The sequence below is a fragment of the Sporolactobacillus sp. STSJ-5 genome, from assembly GCF_024385605.1.
GTDB lineage: Bacteria > Bacillota > Bacilli > Bacillales > Sporolactobacillaceae > Sporolactobacillus.
Map to the genome: position 1 here is coordinate 14,260 of NZ_JANFOJ010000020.1, position 15,369 is coordinate 29,628.

17 protein-coding genes are annotated in these 15,369 nt (G+C 45.7%); all 17 read left to right on the plus strand.

The genetic code is table 11. The features are described from left to right. Window positions 1–20 precede the first annotated feature (20 nt). The 17 genes from NOM01_RS14685 to pth all read left to right on the plus strand — a co-directional run bounded on the left by NOM01_RS14685 (window position 21) and on the right by pth (window position 15,356). Entirely contained in the window at window positions 21–758 is a 738-nt protein-coding gene (locus tag NOM01_RS14685; protein ID WP_255749250.1) for a tRNA1(Val) (adenine(37)-N6)-methyltransferase, read from the plus strand. Next, window positions 755–1,042 (plus strand): GIY-YIG nuclease family protein, encoded by a 288-nt coding sequence (locus NOM01_RS14690; protein ID WP_255749251.1) that lies wholly within the window; start codon window positions 755–757, stop codon window positions 1,040–1,042. Before NOM01_RS14685 ends, NOM01_RS14690 begins: the two co-directional genes overlap by 4 nt. Next, complete coding sequence (rsmI, locus tag NOM01_RS14695) at window positions 1,008–1,895, plus strand: 16S rRNA (cytidine(1402)-2'-O)-methyltransferase (RefSeq protein ID WP_255749252.1); 888 nt, start codon at window positions 1,008–1,010, stop codon at window positions 1,893–1,895. Before NOM01_RS14690 ends, rsmI begins: the two co-directional genes overlap by 35 nt. 210 nt (window positions 1,896–2,105) lie before the next feature. Next, window positions 2,106–4,109: a methionine--tRNA ligase gene (gene metG, locus NOM01_RS14700; RefSeq protein WP_255749253.1), complete on the plus strand. Its 2,004-nt coding sequence runs from the start codon at window positions 2,106–2,108 to the stop codon at window positions 4,107–4,109. Window positions 4,110–4,209: 100 nt separating this feature from the next. Continuing rightward, the gene (locus NOM01_RS14705; RefSeq protein ID WP_255749284.1) at window positions 4,210–4,986 is read left to right on the plus strand and encodes a TatD family hydrolase; all 777 of its coding nucleotides are present in this window, start codon (window positions 4,210–4,212) and stop codon (window positions 4,984–4,986) included. Window positions 4,987–5,001: 15 nt separating this feature from the next. Beyond that, window positions 5,002–5,553 (plus strand): ribonuclease M5, encoded by a 552-nt coding sequence (gene rnmV, locus NOM01_RS14710; RefSeq protein WP_255749254.1) that lies wholly within the window; start codon window positions 5,002–5,004, stop codon window positions 5,551–5,553. Window positions 5,554–5,558: 5 nt separating this feature from the next. Then, on the plus strand, window positions 5,559–6,428 hold the full coding sequence (rsmA, locus tag NOM01_RS14715) for a 16S rRNA (adenine(1518)-N(6)/adenine(1519)-N(6))-dimethyltransferase RsmA (RefSeq protein WP_255749255.1): 870 nt from the start codon (window positions 5,559–5,561) through the stop codon (window positions 6,426–6,428). 781 nt (window positions 6,429–7,209) lie between these two features. Further along, on the plus strand, window positions 7,210–8,073 hold the full coding sequence (gene yabG, locus NOM01_RS14720) for a sporulation peptidase YabG (protein WP_255749256.1): 864 nt from the start codon (window positions 7,210–7,212) through the stop codon (window positions 8,071–8,073). Between the two features lie 164 nt (window positions 8,074–8,237). After that, the gene (locus NOM01_RS14725; protein ID WP_253064440.1) at window positions 8,238–8,492 is read left to right on the plus strand and encodes a Veg family protein; all 255 of its coding nucleotides are present in this window, start codon (window positions 8,238–8,240) and stop codon (window positions 8,490–8,492) included. A 217-nt stretch (window positions 8,493–8,709) separates the two neighbouring features. Continuing rightward, window positions 8,710–8,901, plus strand: a complete 192-nt coding sequence (locus tag NOM01_RS14730) for a small, acid-soluble spore protein, alpha/beta type (protein WP_255749257.1) — start codon at window positions 8,710–8,712, stop codon at window positions 8,899–8,901. Window positions 8,902–9,199: 298 nt separating this feature from the next. Further along, entirely contained in the window at window positions 9,200–10,078 is an 879-nt protein-coding gene (gene ispE / locus NOM01_RS14735; protein ID WP_255749258.1) for a 4-(cytidine 5'-diphospho)-2-C-methyl-D-erythritol kinase, read from the plus strand. Between the two features lie 43 nt (window positions 10,079–10,121). After that, window positions 10,122–10,970 carry a pur operon repressor gene (purR, locus tag NOM01_RS14740; protein ID WP_255749259.1) on the plus strand — a complete coding sequence of 283 codons (849 nt, stop codon included), beginning with the start codon at window positions 10,122–10,124 and terminating at the stop codon, window positions 10,968–10,970. Window positions 10,971–11,131: 161 nt separating this feature from the next. Beyond that, window positions 11,132–11,422 (plus strand): septation regulator SpoVG, encoded by a 291-nt coding sequence (spoVG, locus tag NOM01_RS14745; protein WP_023511710.1) that lies wholly within the window; start codon window positions 11,132–11,134, stop codon window positions 11,420–11,422. Window positions 11,423–11,762: 340 nt separating this feature from the next. Next, complete coding sequence (gene glmU / locus NOM01_RS14750) at window positions 11,763–12,854, plus strand: bifunctional UDP-N-acetylglucosamine diphosphorylase/glucosamine-1-phosphate N-acetyltransferase GlmU (protein WP_255749260.1); 1,092 nt, start codon at window positions 11,763–11,765, stop codon at window positions 12,852–12,854. A gap of 82 nt (window positions 12,855–12,936) precedes the next feature. Beyond that, complete coding sequence (locus NOM01_RS14755) at window positions 12,937–13,887, plus strand: ribose-phosphate diphosphokinase (RefSeq protein WP_255749261.1); 951 nt, start codon at window positions 12,937–12,939, stop codon at window positions 13,885–13,887. Window positions 13,888–13,981: 94 nt separating this feature from the next. Next, on the plus strand, window positions 13,982–14,614 hold the full coding sequence (locus tag NOM01_RS14760; RefSeq protein WP_255749262.1) for a 50S ribosomal protein L25/general stress protein Ctc: 633 nt from the start codon (window positions 13,982–13,984) through the stop codon (window positions 14,612–14,614). 172 nt (window positions 14,615–14,786) lie between these two features. Further along, complete coding sequence (gene pth, locus NOM01_RS14765; protein WP_255749263.1) at window positions 14,787–15,356, plus strand: aminoacyl-tRNA hydrolase; 570 nt, start codon at window positions 14,787–14,789, stop codon at window positions 15,354–15,356. The last annotated feature ends 13 nt before the right edge of the window (window positions 15,357–15,369 follow it).

A 15,369-nucleotide genomic window follows, 5' to 3' on the forward strand; every position in this document is an offset into this window, starting at 1 on the left:
GCATAATTTGGGTGAAAATAATGAACGAACAGCACATAAACAATAATGAGCGAGTCGATTATTTGTTCGATACCGATCTGAAAATTATTCAATCCAGTGACCTTTTTCCATTCTCACTGGATTCTGTTCTATTAGCCCGCTTTGTCTATGTGCCGATTCAGAGAGGCAGGCTGGTTGATTTATGTGCCGGGAACGGTGTGATTTCCTTTCTTTTATCAGCAAGGACAAAGGGGAAGCTTACCGGCGTTGAAATTCAGCCTGAAGTATGCGCTCTGGCGGAACGAGGCGCGTTGCTGAATCATTTGGAAGAACGCGTTGATTTTTTATGCGAAGATGCCAAGCATATCGATGAAAAAATAGGCCGAGGCACCTGTGACGTGGTGACCTGCAATCCGCCTTATTTCACAATTGATGCGGCGCGCGACATGAAAATCAATAGACATTTGGCGATTGCCCGTCACGAACTTCTGATTAAGCTCGCGGATGTGCTGGCAGTGAGTGCACGCCTGCTCAAACCGGGCGGAAAGCTTGCACTTGTGCATCGCCCGGAGCGGCTGGTTGATATTCTGGAAGGGATGCGTGCGGAGGGTATAGAACCGAAAAAAATGCAATTCGTGCATCCCCATCGGCACAAACCGGCAAATATGGTGTTGGTTGAAGGAACGAAAGGCGGAAGGCCGGGACTTGCCGCGCTTACACCGATCGTTGTGTATCATCCGGACGGACGCTATACAGAGGATGTGTGGCCGCACTCATGAGTCACTACAGTGTGTACATTTTAGAATGTGCGGACGGCAGTCTTTATACAGGATATGCGGCTGACGTTGCGAAACGGTTCGCGCTTCATTGCAGCGGAAAAGGCGCGAAATACACGCGCAGCCATAAGCCGGTTCGCGTTGTTTATCAGGAAGAACTTACAGACAAGTCCGCAGCGATGCGACGCGAATGGGCAATCAAGCATTTAACAAGACAGGAAAAAAAGGTATTAATTCAAGGGAGCGGCACAGATGTGGGAGCAGCGCAGTTTTCAAGGCGATCATGAAGGAAAGGGGAGTTTGTTTCTTGTTCCGACCCCGATTGGCAATCTGGATGATATCACATATCGGGCACTGGACGTGTTGAAAAGCGCTGATATTCTTGCAGCCGAGGATACCCGGCACACGATGAAACTTTGCTCGCATTTCGATATCCATGCACCGCTCTTCAGCTATCATGAGCATAACAAGAAAACAAGCGGTGCAAAGCTGATCATTGAACTTGAAAACGGCAAAAATGTGGCGTTGGTCACCGATGCCGGAACTCCGGGTATTTCCGATCCCGGCGCAGACCTCGCTGCGGCCTGCATCAAACATGAGATCCCGGTTGTGCCTCTTCCCGGAGCGAATGCGGCGCTTACCGGCTTAATTGCATCCGGCTTGTCAACCGATCATTTTTTGTTTTATGGCTTTCTGCCGCGAGTAAAAAAGGAGCGCAGCCAAGCACTTCAAGCACTTGGTACGTTTCCGTACACGATCATTTTTTATGAATCGCCGTTTCGCGTGAAGGATACCTTGAAAGATCTTTTTGAGCTCTTCGGCAATCGCCAAATGGCATTGTCACGCGAACTGACGAAACGCTACGAAACATTTATACGCGGGACAATCAGCGATATGCTTGATTTTCTGAATGATGGAGAAGCGCAAAAAGGAGAATTTTGCCTGATCGTTGATGGAAGCAGCGAATCGGAGGCGCGAGCAGATGAACTTTGGTGGTCGGTCCTTTCAGTACATGAACATGTTGAATATTACATCCGTGAAAAACAATTGAGCGTAAAGGATGCAATTAAACAGGCGGCGGTCGATCGCGCGCAGCCGAAGCGTGATATTTACCGCATTTATCATCAAATTGAATCGTAATTTAAAAGGATTCGCATAACAGGTGCGAGTCCTTTTTGAATAAGCTGATTTATTCGTGGAAATGATTGGTCTTAAAAGGAGCAATCATGTGCTTTAAATTCAACCTTTATGCGCGCTTTGCTTTCTTGACATTCAATCCGGTGAAACGTATAGTTTTTAAAGATAGGGATCTTTTGGAAACGGTATTAAATAAGGAGGCTGCACGGATTTATGACTGAGGAACGCAAATCTTTTTATCTGACAACGCCTATATACTATCCAAGCGGTAGACTACATATTGGCCACGCTTATACGACGGTGGCCGGGGACGCGATGTGCCGCTACAAACGGCTGCGCGGTTATGATGTCATGTTCTTAACAGGAACGGATGAACATGGCCAGAAAATTGAGGAAAAAGCCAAAGCCAAAGGGATTTCACCGATTGACTATGTTGACGGTATGGTCGCACAGATCAAACAGCTGTGGAAGAAACTGGACATTTCTTATGACGACTTCATCCGCACGACACAGGAACGCCATACGAAGGTCGTTCAGAAAATTTTTGCTCAGCTGGAACGCCAGGGTGATATTTATCTTGGTGAATATGAAGGCTGGTACAGTATTCCTGATGAAACGTACTATACGGAATCTCAGCTCGTTGACATTGAAAAAAACGACAAGGGCGAAGTGATCGGCGGGAAAAGTCCGGACAGCGGTCATCCTGTCGAAAAAGTTAAAGAAGAATGCTACTTCTTCAAGATGAGCAAGTATGCGGATCGCCTGCTGAAATATTATGAAGAGCATCCGGATTTTATTCAACCGGAATCGCGTAAAAACGAAATGATCAACAACTTTATTAAACCGGGACTGGAAGATCTTGCGGTATCAAGAACCTCTTTCTCTTGGGGTATCCAAGTGCCGAATAATCCGAAGCATGTGGTTTATGTATGGCTGGATGCATTGACCAACTATATTACTGCCCTCGGATATGGATCTGAAGACGATACGAATTACAAGAAATTCTGGCCGGCCGATGTGCATCTGGTAGGTAAGGAGATTGTTCGTTTCCATACCATTTATTGGCCGATCATGTTGATGGCGCTCGGTCTTCCGCTTCCAAAAAAAGTGTTCGGTCACGGTTGGCTGCTGATGAAAGACGGCAAAATGTCCAAATCAAAGGGCAACGTTGTGGATCCGGAACCACTGATTGACAGGTACGGACTGGATGCGCTGCGCTATTATCTGCTGCGCGAAGTGCCATTCGGGTCAGACGGCTTGTTCACCCCGGAGGCGTTCGTGGAACGCATCAATTTTGATTTGGCAAATGATTTGGGCAACCTGCTGAATCGTACGGTTGCGATGTGCAGCCAATATTTTGACGGTAAGGTTCCTGCTTATGACGGTCACGTGACTCATTTTGATGCAGGACTCGAAAATGCGCTCGCAGAGGCTGTATCTGTGGTCGAAGAACAGATGGAAAATCTGCAGTTCTCCGTTGCGTTATCCGCAATCTGGAAGCTGGTTGGTCAAGCCAATAAATATATTGATGACACGCAGCCTTGGGTGTTGGCAAAGAATGCAGAGAAGAAGGATGAACTGGCTTCGGTCATGGCACATTTAGTGAATACGATTCGCAGTGTGGCCATCATGATTCAGCCGTTCTTCACTTCGACTCCGACAAAAATATTCCGTCAGCTCGGTGTAGCTGAGCCAGCAGATCAGACTTGGGATTCGATCCGCGACTTGAACCTCAACAAGGGTCAATGGACGGTACGCAAGGAAGAACCGATTTTCCCGCGTCTTGATATTAAAGAAGAGGTAGCCTATATCAAGTCGCAAATGCGAGGCGCATCAGGCACGAAGCCGAACGGCAACAAGGAAAAAAAATCGAAAGCAGTTGCAGAAGCACCGGCGCAAATTCATTTGGAAGATTTTCAAAAAATTGATTTGCGTGTCGCCGAAGTACTGCAGGTAGACAAAGTCAAAGGTGCTGATAAGCTGCTTAAGCTCCAGCTGGATCTCGGCTATGAGAAGCGGCAAGTCGTATCCGGCATCGCTGAATTCTATAAACCTGAAGAATTGGTCGGTATGAAAATTATTGTTATTGCTAACCTGAAACCGGTGAAGCTGAGAGGCGAGCTCTCCCAAGGAATGTTGCTGGCGGGCGACGCAAACGGTACGTTAAAGGTGGCGACGGTCTCGGGACCGCTGCCAAACGGCACAAAGATTCGTTGATTTAGCGATATGTAAAACAAAGCAGGCGGGAGATGAGCGGGTGCGCGCAGATCTCGCCTTTTTGCTTCATGGTGACAGTGAACAGTTAGGGGGAGGCACGATGCTTTTTGATACACATACTCATATAAATGATGAGGCGTTTGACGCAGATTTTCCTGATATGCTCAATCGAGCTGAGGAAGCGGGCGTTACGCAGATGGTTGTGGTCGGCGTTGATCGTCCGACCATTGAACGCGTCTTTCCGATCATTGATCAGCATAAATATATTTATGGCGCAATCGGCTGGAATCCTGAAGATGCTATTGACATGACTGAGGATGATTTTCAACTGATCCAACGAAATTTGACCCATCCCGGGATTGTCGCACTTGGCGAGATCGGTTTGGACTATCATTGGGACAAATCGCCTAAGTCGGTGCAGCATGAGGTGTTCCGCAGACAGATTCGGTTGGCCAAAAAAGCGGGTCTGCCTCTGATTATACACAATCGCGAGGCAACCGAAGATACTTGGCGCATTCTTAAAGAAGAGCATGCCGAATCAATTGGCGGCGTCATGCATTGTTACAGTGATGATTGGGACTGGGCACAGAAATTTATTGATTTGAATTTTTACATTAGTTTTGGTGGTCCGGTTACTTTTAAAAATGCGCAGCTGCAGCGAGATACGGCCACCATGGTCCCGCTTGATCGTTTGTTAATTGAAACGGATTGCCCGTTCCTCAGTCCGCAACCGTTCCGAGGTAAACGCAACGAACCAGCGCGTGTGCGTCTGGTTGCTGAAAAAGTAGCAGAGCTTAAAGGTCTGTCTCTCGAAGAAATGGCAAAGATAACAACGGAAAACGCACGACGTTGTTTCCGAATTCACGAAAATGGCTGAGCAAGGAGAAATCTTATGATTGTTAAAGAAATAATCGTCGTTGAAGGTAGAAGCGATACGGAGGCAATTCATCGTGCGCTCGATGCCGATACGATTGAAACCAACGGATCGCGTGTCAGCAAGCGCACTATTCGCGCTATTCAAAATGCACAGGCTCGCCGCGGCGTGATTGTGTTTACAGATCCCGATTATCCTGGTGAACGAATTCGAAAGATTGTCAGCCGCGCCGTCCCCGGATGCAAACACGCATTTATTACACGTGCCGAGGGTCAGGGCGGTACAAATGAAAGCCTTGGAATTGAACATGCCTCGCCGCGTACCATTCTGCGGTCACTCGAAAAGGTCTATACGCAATTCGAGGAGCCTGAGGAGCAGATCAGCATGCAGACGTTGAGGAGCCTGGGACTGCTCGGCGGTAAAACGTCGCGGTCGTTGCGTGAACAGCTTTGTGAGCTACTTAATATCGGCTATGCCAATGGTAAACAATTATATAAACGACTGCGTATGTTTCAAATTGCTGAAAGCGACCTGAGGCAGGCGCTTGATGTCATCCGATCGAAGGAGTGAACGTCATGAACAAAAGAATATCATCACCGAAGACCATGCAGGATGTCATTCGCAAACACAAATTCACTTTGAAAAAGAGTCTTGGACAGAACTTCCTCATTGACGAAAATATTTTAAATAACATCGCCTTGTCAGCCGGTATCGACGAAGAAAGTTACGTGCTGGAGATTGGACCGGGAGCGGGTGCGCTCACTCAAGTACTCGCAGGTCAGGCGAAGCAAGTGCTTGCTGTGGAAATTGATCGTAGATTGGAACCCGTATTAAATGATACACTGCACGATTTTGACAATGTGGCCATTCGTTTCGGCGACGTGCTGAAGCTTGATCTTCACCAAATAATCAGTGAGGAATTTCCTCCGGGTGCAACGGTGACTGTAGTGGCCAATCTGCCTTACTACGTGACAACTCCGATTTTGATGAAATTGCTGACCGGCGATTTGCCAATCAATACAATTGTTGTGATGATTCAAAAGGAAGTCGCGAGCCGGCTCCAAGCTGAACCGGGAGAGAAAAGTTATGGATCGCTGTCCATAGCCGTTCAGTACATTGCCGAAGCAAAGATTGTGATGACGGTCCCGAAGACGGTATTTGTACCGCAGCCGAATGTGGATTCTGCTGTGATCCGTCTAGATGTTCGCCCTGAGAAAAAAGTGCAGGTTGTCGACGAAGCGTTCTTTTTTAAACTGGTTCGCGCAAGCTTTGCGCAACGGCGAAAGACCTTAATGAACAACCTCATCAATAATTTATATGACAAAGACCAAAAAGAACATTTGCTGTCGATATTAGAAAAAGTCGGTATTGACCCCGGTCGCCGCGGCGAAACACTGTCAATCGAAGAGTTCGCTCGATTGAGTGACGCACTGAGCAATGAGTAAAAACAATGATTATAAAATAGGCACCTTCTTTTACGAGAGGTGCCTATTTTTCATGCCCTAAAAAGATAAGGCCAATGGTTTGCACAAATTAAGAAAATATAAGATTTTCGGATTAACAAAAAGTTGGAAACTAGACACGAAAGCGCGAGACGCCTGCGGGTGCGTCCCTGTTGATCCGGAGCCAAGGGAGACCCCGCAGATATTGTTTGGATGATCAGATAAGCGCCTAATCTGATAAATAGACGGAAAAATTCCGCTTAATAAGAAAATGAACGAAAAAATAGCTTAAATAGACGGATAAGTTCCGCTTATCGAATCTAAAAACGTGAAAATGGAGAGCTTTGCTTTGCATAACCGGAAAAATTACCCTTATTTATTAGCGAAACAAGCTCAATGATGTGTATAACCGGAAAAATTCCGCTTAATTTACTCGTTACTTAATGAAGGACCAAAATGCTCAATGAAGCAGAGGTGGAATGAAGGAACTTTCGTATGTAAAGGAGTAAAGGAACTTTCGCTAACTACGCATACGTCCTGTATGCAACGCGAAAGCCATCACATCCTGTGAAAGTACGTCCTGTATGCAACGCGAAAGTCATCGCGTCCTGCGGCAGTACGGACCGGTCAATGCCAGATTTTTCTAAGAGGAAGTTAAAGGCTGCGATCATGTTCAATTGTTGAAGTGTCCCTTCATGAATATTCGTTTCTGCACAATCATAGATTGAAAAGGATGACTCTGATTTTTTACGGATCCGGATGTGCTGAAAAGAGGGAGTGGAACATGACGGTTCAAGTAGGAGATCTCGTGGCGCGAACTTCATACCATTGCGACCTTCCGTTTCGTGTGGTGGCCATTCATGAAGAGACAAAAAGTGCCGAGTTGAATGGCCATGACTTGCGTTTGTACGCAGACGCGCCGCTCGATGACTTGGTTCTAGTAACTAAAGATGAACGGGAAGAGTATGAAAAAGTGACGAGTTCGAAGGAAGCGGAGTCCTACAAGCTTTTCAGACAGGACTATAAGCAAATGAAATTGAAAAGAGGATATACGGCAACAAATGGTTATCGGGAAGGGGCTTCGTATTTTGAAATGCCCGGACGTGTGCTTCACATTGACGGAGATCCGTATTATTTAAAAAAGTGCCTTGCTTTTTATGAAAAACTGCATGTACCTGTAATCGGCAAATATATGCAGGAATCGGAAATGCCTGATCTTGCTCCGAAGCTGGTCGCGCAGATCCGCCCGGATATTCTTGTACTGACCGGACATGATGCATTTATGAAGAATAAGGGAATGCCAGACGAGATTAAGGCCTACCGCAATTCGGGGTATTTTATCCGAACAGTCAAAGAGGTTCGCTATCACTGGCCTAGTCTTGATCAGATGATTATTTTTTCCGGCGCTTGCCAATCTAATTTTGAATATTTAATTCGGGCGGGATCGAATTTTGCCAGTTCGCCTGACCGCGTAAATATTCATGCGCTTGATCCGGTTTATCTTGCCGCCAGGATCAGTTTTACGTCTTTTATGGATAGTGTCAATGTGTGGGAAGTGCTCAGAAACACGCTGACCGGTGCAGGCGGCTTGGGCGGGGTGGAAAGTCGGGGGATGCTTCGCACGGGTCTGCCCTACCCCTCGGAATAAAAATAATTTAGTAGGAAATTCAGTCGAATTTTGAGAGAAAATAACGCCTGTTCTTCGCAATAAATGTATTGACAGCAACAATGGTTTCTTGATATAATTCATACTATTTGATTTTTTGACGTCCATTGTGGTATACTTATAATTAAGCGAGGTGGATTGTCGAGATGGGAAAAACCATTGATGATATCAGAGGCGCTCTAGACGAACGTGTCGGCGAACGTTTGACATTAAAGGCAAACGGTGGCAGACGCAAAACGATTCAACGCATTGGTGTTTTGGAAGGTACCTATCCGTCGGTTTTTATTGTGAGGCTGGATAAAGATTCGAACGCGTATGACCGCGTATCGTACAGCTACACTGATGTGTTGACGGACTCGGTGGAACTCACCTTTTTGGAGGAAATGGCGAGCGGCCAGTAATGAATTGCTTGTTCGATTTCCATGATGACAGACCATTTATTTATAGCGGATGCGCGCACCCTTTTTGTTCGAAATTCACGGACAAAACTGGAGATGCGCGTTTATGCTTTTCATAAGTCTTTCGTCAAAATTCATTTTAGCACGTTTGGCGAATAGAAGAAAGTAAATTAGTGCAACCTAATTTCTGCTCGACCATTGGAAAGGAGTTGTGCCGATCATGTCCAGACGCAGAGGCATTATGTCTGAAGCATTTAAAGAGGAACTTGCCAAAGAGCTGGGGTTTTATGATACGGTCAAGAATGAAGGATGGGGCGGCATCAAGGCCCGCGACGCAGGCAATATGGTGCGCCTCGCTATTCAAAAAGCTGAAGCGACACTTGGTGACGCTGATAAACAGCACCATGATTGAGCACGAAAGAAGGGGATTCTGTCCAGAAACGGATGGGACCCCCTTTTTCTTCATGCTCGTTTCCTTTAAACTATAAAGTGTAAAAAAACGGAGTAGGTATTATAGATCAGGATCCAGCTAAGAATGCTGTTCTGGGGTGAACGGGATACTAGGGCATCCATGAATGTCGGTCCGTCAAAGCGCCACGTTCTGTGGCAATCCGGACATTAGATCATCCGTGATCGTCGCATCAATTGCTTTTTATTAAAATTGGACATGTATACGAAAGCAGCTTGTTAATTGGAAGTGGGGGAACCGTTTGAAAGTACTTGAGAAAGCACCGGCAAAAATTAACCTTTCCCTTGATGTTGTTGGGAATCGAAGCGATGGTTATCATGAGGTCAAAATGATCATGACCTCAATTGATTTAGCAGATCGGGTGGAATGCGGCGATCTGCATGAGAATCGAATTATAGTCCGTACATCAGCCCCCTATGTGCCTGAGGATGAACGTAATTTCGCATATCAGGCTGCTAAGTACATCAAAGAATGTTATGATATTCGCCGCGGTGTAGAAATAACGATTAAAAAAAATATACCAGTTGCTGCAGGACTTGCCGGAGGAAGCACGGATGCCGCGGCAACGATCCGTGCCCTGGACAAGCTATGGCATATTGGTATGTCCTATAAAGAAATGCTGGAAATTTCAGCGAAAATCGGATCTGATGTCGCTTTCTGCATTAAAGGAGGAACGGCACTCGCCACCGGAAGAGGCGAACAAATTACGCCTTTGCCGTCCTTGGCTCCTTGCTGGGTCGTTCTTGTTAAGCCGGACGTGTCAGTATCAACGGCGCAGATCTATAAAGATTTGGACAGTCAGCCGATTATTCATCCGGATGTTGATGCCATGATCCAAGCCATCAAAAAGGAAGATTTTCAGACAATCTGCGGACTGCTCGGTAATTCTCTTGAGTCTGTGACCATGAGAAAAGTTGCGGATATCGCAAAGATAAAAGGTCATATGAAAGCAATCGGTGCGGAAGGGATATTGATGAGCGGAAGCGGACCAACCGTGTTTGCGCTTACCCAGCATGAATCACGAATGTTGCGCTTGATGAATGGGATGAGAGGTTATTGTTCGCAGGTATTCGCCGTGAGGCTTTGTAAACCGTTTACCCTCTTGTCTGAATACGAATAATGGTGTAAAATTGCTTTAAAATATTCGGATTTGGAGGATTATCATGAAACTTAAGCGAAGCAGCAGACTGGTCGATATGACAGAATATTTGCTGCGGCATCCTCACCAGGTGATTTCGCTTTCCTATTTTTCGGAACGGTATGAATCTGCCAAATCCTCGATAAGCGAAGATCTGACGATTATCAAGGAGAACTTTGAATCTCAAGAAATCGGACGGCTGCAGACGCAGGCGGGGGCTACGGGCGGAGTATGTTATATGCCATCCATGGGCTGCGAGGAAGCCGAACAATTGCTTGGACGATTGCAGGAACAGATGACGCGAAAGGAGCGGATTCTACCTGGAGGCTATCTCTATATGACTGATATTCTGGGGAAGCCGGACTATATTAATGCGATTGGACGGCTGATCGCATCGGTTTTTATTAATGAAAAGCTGGATGCAATCATGACGATGGAGACAAAGGGTATTCCGCTTGCGTACGCAGTTGCCACACAGTGCAGCGTACCGGTTGTTGTCGTCCGACGAAGCAGCAAAGTAACCGAGGGATCTACAGTAAGCATTAATTATATATCCGGGTCTTCAAAAAGGATACAGACAATGGTTTTGCCGCGAAGAAGTCTGAAAGCACACGCACGTGTTTTAATCGTCGATGACTTCATGAAAGCTGGAGGAACGATGAAAGGTATGATTAATTTAGTGGAGGAATTCGGCGCAAAGGTTGCCGGCATGGCCGTTCTCGTTGAAAAAAAAGATGAACGTCCGAAATTGGTTAATCATTATGTATCGCTGCTTAAACTGTCAATCCTTGAGCAACAAGATGCGCTGACAATTGAAAACGGTAACGTGTACGAATGGCTGCCGAAAAATAATTCTCTTGGAGTAAAAGACTAACCGTTTCCAATAAATTTTTGAACTGCCGTCAAACACTATATGCGCAAATAATAAAAATATTTTTGTTTCTTTTTGCCACTTGCAGGATTTCCCACTTTTTATGTTGAAACAAGTATTTAGAATGACGAGTTACGCATAAGGGAAAGGGTGGTGTCTTATCAATGGAAATAACAGATGTCAGATTGCGGCTTGTGCATACTGACGGGCGCATGAGGGCAATCGCCTCAATAACTCTTGATAAAGAGTTCGTTGTCCACGATATTCGCGTGATTGATGGAAACAATGGCACATTCGTCGCGATGCCCAGCAAGCGGACACCTGACGGGGAGTTTAGGGATATTGCCCACCCCATCACATCAGGGACTAGAGAGAAAATACAGTCGGCAATACTTAGTGAATATGAACATGCATGTGAGGGCGATCCTTCATTCGAACAGGCAGGCGCTTCTTAAATAATGGCCGTGTTATAAGATTGCATGTCTTTGATAGGTCAAACATTTTTATCAGCAGGGCTGCGTCAACGTCATTTTAAAGATACTTTTCATTTGCAGAATTTTGTGAGACAAGCCCAGCATGTTCACGAATTACTTGTTCATGAATACGATTCGATTTGAGGATAAGAGCTATTAGTAAAAAAAGGAGCCAATTGGTTCTTTTTTTTTACTTGAACATTAAAAAACATGTTCTGACGAATTGACGCAAATTTCGCCTTTGTTATCTTGAAAAAGGGTTGTTTTTAAGCTATAGTCTAAAATGGACGCTAAGGATCAGCGAAAGCTATGGGGGTTCATCATGTCAAATCGATTTGCGATCATTCTTGCTGCCGGTAAAGGTACAAGAATGCAATCGAAACTATATAAAGTGCTGCATCAGGTTTGTGGCAAACCGATGATCCGACATGTCATTGATGAGGTTGGCAAAGCTGATTTCGAAAAGGTTTATGTCATTGTCGGACATGGGGCGAATGAGGTGAAAGCGGCGGTCGGTGATAGGGCTGAATGCCTGTTGCAGCAAAAGCAGCTTGGAACAGGACACGCTGTGCTTCAAGCCGCGGATCGATTAGCCGAGCAAGAAGGCACGACGGTTGTTCTCTGCGGAGATACTCCACTGATCACTCATCAAACCATTGAGAAGCTGATTCAGATTCAAGAAAAGAATCAGGCAGCGGCAGCAGTGTTGACCGCTAAATTGGAAGATCCGACGGGATACGGTCGCGTCATTCGGGATTCATCAGGAAATGTTGCGAAAATTGTCGAACATAAAGATGCAAATCCTGATGAAAAAAGGGTAAAAGAAATTAATACGGGCATCTATTGTTTTGACAACCGTAAATTGTTCACCCTTTTAAAGCAAGTGAAAAACAATAATGTTCAGGGTGAATACTATCTTCCTGATGTTATTGGTTTGCTTGTCCGCGACTCTGAGAAAGTGATTGCCTACGCAACAGAACAGTTCGAGGAAACAGTCGGTGTCAATGACCGCATTCAATTGGCTGCTGCAGGGAAATATATGCAGGTACGCATCAATAGGGCAATGATGCAGAATGGTGTGACACTGATCGATCCGGATACAACCTATTTGTCGGCGGAATGCGAGATCGGCATGGATACGGTTGTCTATCCGGGGACGGTCATTGCCGGAAAGACACGAATCGGAAGCAGCTGCACAATCGGTGCTTATTCGCAAATTCGCGACTGTGTGATTGGCGACGGGACGCAGATTGATCAATCTGTGCTGGAGAACAGTACGATTGGAAGCAATGTGCAGATCGGACCTTTCGCACATATTCGTCCGCTGTCCAAGATCCATGATCAGACAAAAGTGGGCAGTTTTGTCGACGTAAAGAACACGGACATTGGAGAACGGAGCGGGCCGAGCATTTAAAAATAGGTGAGGCATCGCAAGATCCGGGCAAAAAAACATAATTAAAGTACAGGTTAAACCATTAACTGGAGGGAACCATTAGATGGTCAGCTATTTAGATCCAAATTTGAAAGTATTCAGCCTCAATTCAAATCCTGATCTTGCAAAGCAAATTGCAGAGCATATCGGTATTAAACTCGGAAAATGCATTGTATCGTCATTCAGTGACGGCGAGATCCAAATCAGCATCGAAGAAAGCATTCGAGGCAGTGAAGTTTATGTCATTCAGTCAACAAGTGATCCGGTGAATCAACACTTGATGGAATTGCTGATCATGATTGATGCGTTGAAACGCGCATCCGCAAAAACGATCAATTTGGTTATCCCTTATTACGGCTATGCGAGACAGGACCGCAAAGCACGTGCTCGTGAACCGATCACAGCAAAGCTTGTCGCAAATCTTTTGGAAACGGCAGGCGCAACGCGCGTGTTGACGCTCGATTTGCATGCACCGCAAATCCAAGGATTTTTTGACATTCCTGTCGACCAGCTTCTTGGTGTCCCGACCCTGTCGGAATATTTCATGAGCAAGCAGCTTGAGGATATCGTTATTGTCTCTCCGGATCATGGCGGTGTGACGCGTGCACGCAAAATGGCTGACCGCCTAAAAGCACCGATTGCAATCATTGATAAACGCCGCCCGCGTCCCAATGTTGCGGAAGTCATGAACATTATCGGCGATATTCAGGGCAAAACGTGCATTATTGTCGATGATATTATCGATACGGCAGGTACAATTACGCTTGCCGCTAACGCCTTAGTTGAGCGCGGCGCTAAAAAGGTGTATGCTTGCTGTACACACCCTGTTTTGTCGGGTCCCGCAATCGAACGTATTCAGGCGTCTGCAATCAGCGAACTCGTTGTGACCAACACGATTCCGTTGCCTGAAGAAAAGAAAATTGACAAAATTGTGCAGTTGTCTGTCGCACCGTTGATTGGTGAAGCAATTATTCGTATTCATGAAAAATTGTCGGTCAGCAGGTTGTTTAATTAACTATCGATCGGAATTTAGTGCCTTACAGGGTTAGATTATACGTGATTCGTCAAAAATTTAATAAGGATCCATTTGAAAGGGAGTGCAATGACGCATGGCAACATTAAGTGCGGCTGTTCGTAGCGAATTCAAGAAATCGTATGCAAAGAAATTGAGAAAAGAAGGAAAGATTCCTTCCGTAGTTTATGGAAAGACAGTAGGTAACGAATCTGTTGCGGTTGATGCCGGAGCAGTAAGCAAGCTCTTCCGCAGCGAAGGCAGAAACGCAATTATCAATTTGGACATTGAAGGTAAGAAAAAATATACGGTGATGGCTCATGAATTGCAATTTGATCCGTTAAAGGGCACTGTTCGTCATATTGATTTTCTCGAAATCAATATGAATGAAGAAATCGATGCTGTTGTACCTGTAGTACTTAAGGGTACGGAAGTTGTTGAAACCGGCGATGTTGTCTTGAACAACCAGCTGTCAGAGCTGACCGTACGCGCGCTTCCTAATGATCTTCCAAATACGATTGAAATTGACGTGTCTAAACTGGCTGTCGGTGATGCCATTCGTGTGAGCGACCTTGCAGACTCGAAAAAATATACCGTTCTTGGCGACCCTGAAGACGTTGTTGTGACGCTGTCTTATGGTACACAAGAAGCTGAAGCACCAGCAGAAGAAGCAACCGAAACTGCGGATGCTGCTGCGCCTGCAGCTGATGGTGAAAACGCAGCTGAATAAGTGTTCATTTAAATGAATGGAAAGGCGTAACCAATGCGTTACGCCTTTTTTCGTACCAATTAGAAAGTAAAAACATGTTGGTTATTTCTGAACATGAGATAAGACACGGTGGAGTTGAGCCGAGAAATTAATGCGCGAAACACTTATCTCAGATAGAAAGTGAGGAATCACTGTGAAAGTCATTGTCGGACTGGGCAATCCCGGTTCTGAATATGCCCATACGCGGCATAACATAGGGTTTGAAGTGATCGACTTAATCTCGCAGCAGCACGGAATCCGTTTAAACAAAAACAAGTTTAATGCGCTGTTTGGAAAAGGGTCGATCGATGGGGAAGAACTTTTGTTAGTGAAGCCGCTTACTTATATGAATGCCTCAGGTGAAGCGATTGGGCCGCTGCTTCGTTTTTTTAAGCTGTCAGTCGTTGACTTGCTGGTTATTCAGGACGATATGGATCTGCCGGTAGGCAAGATTCGCGTGAGGCAAAAGGGAAGCGCCGGCGGGCACAATGGGATTAAGTCAATTATTCAGCATGTGAACTCGCAGGAATTTGCTCGAATTAAAGTAGGTGTTGGCCATCCTCAGCACTCGCGTGAGGCAGTCATACGTTATGTGCTTCAAGGTTTTTCCGGGGATGACCAAATACAGATTTCGTCGGCAATTGAACGTGCAGCATCAGCTGCAGAAGCTTGGCTCACGTTACCTTTTTCACAGGTGATGAATACGTATAATGCGAATAAGTAGAAAACCGCGCGGG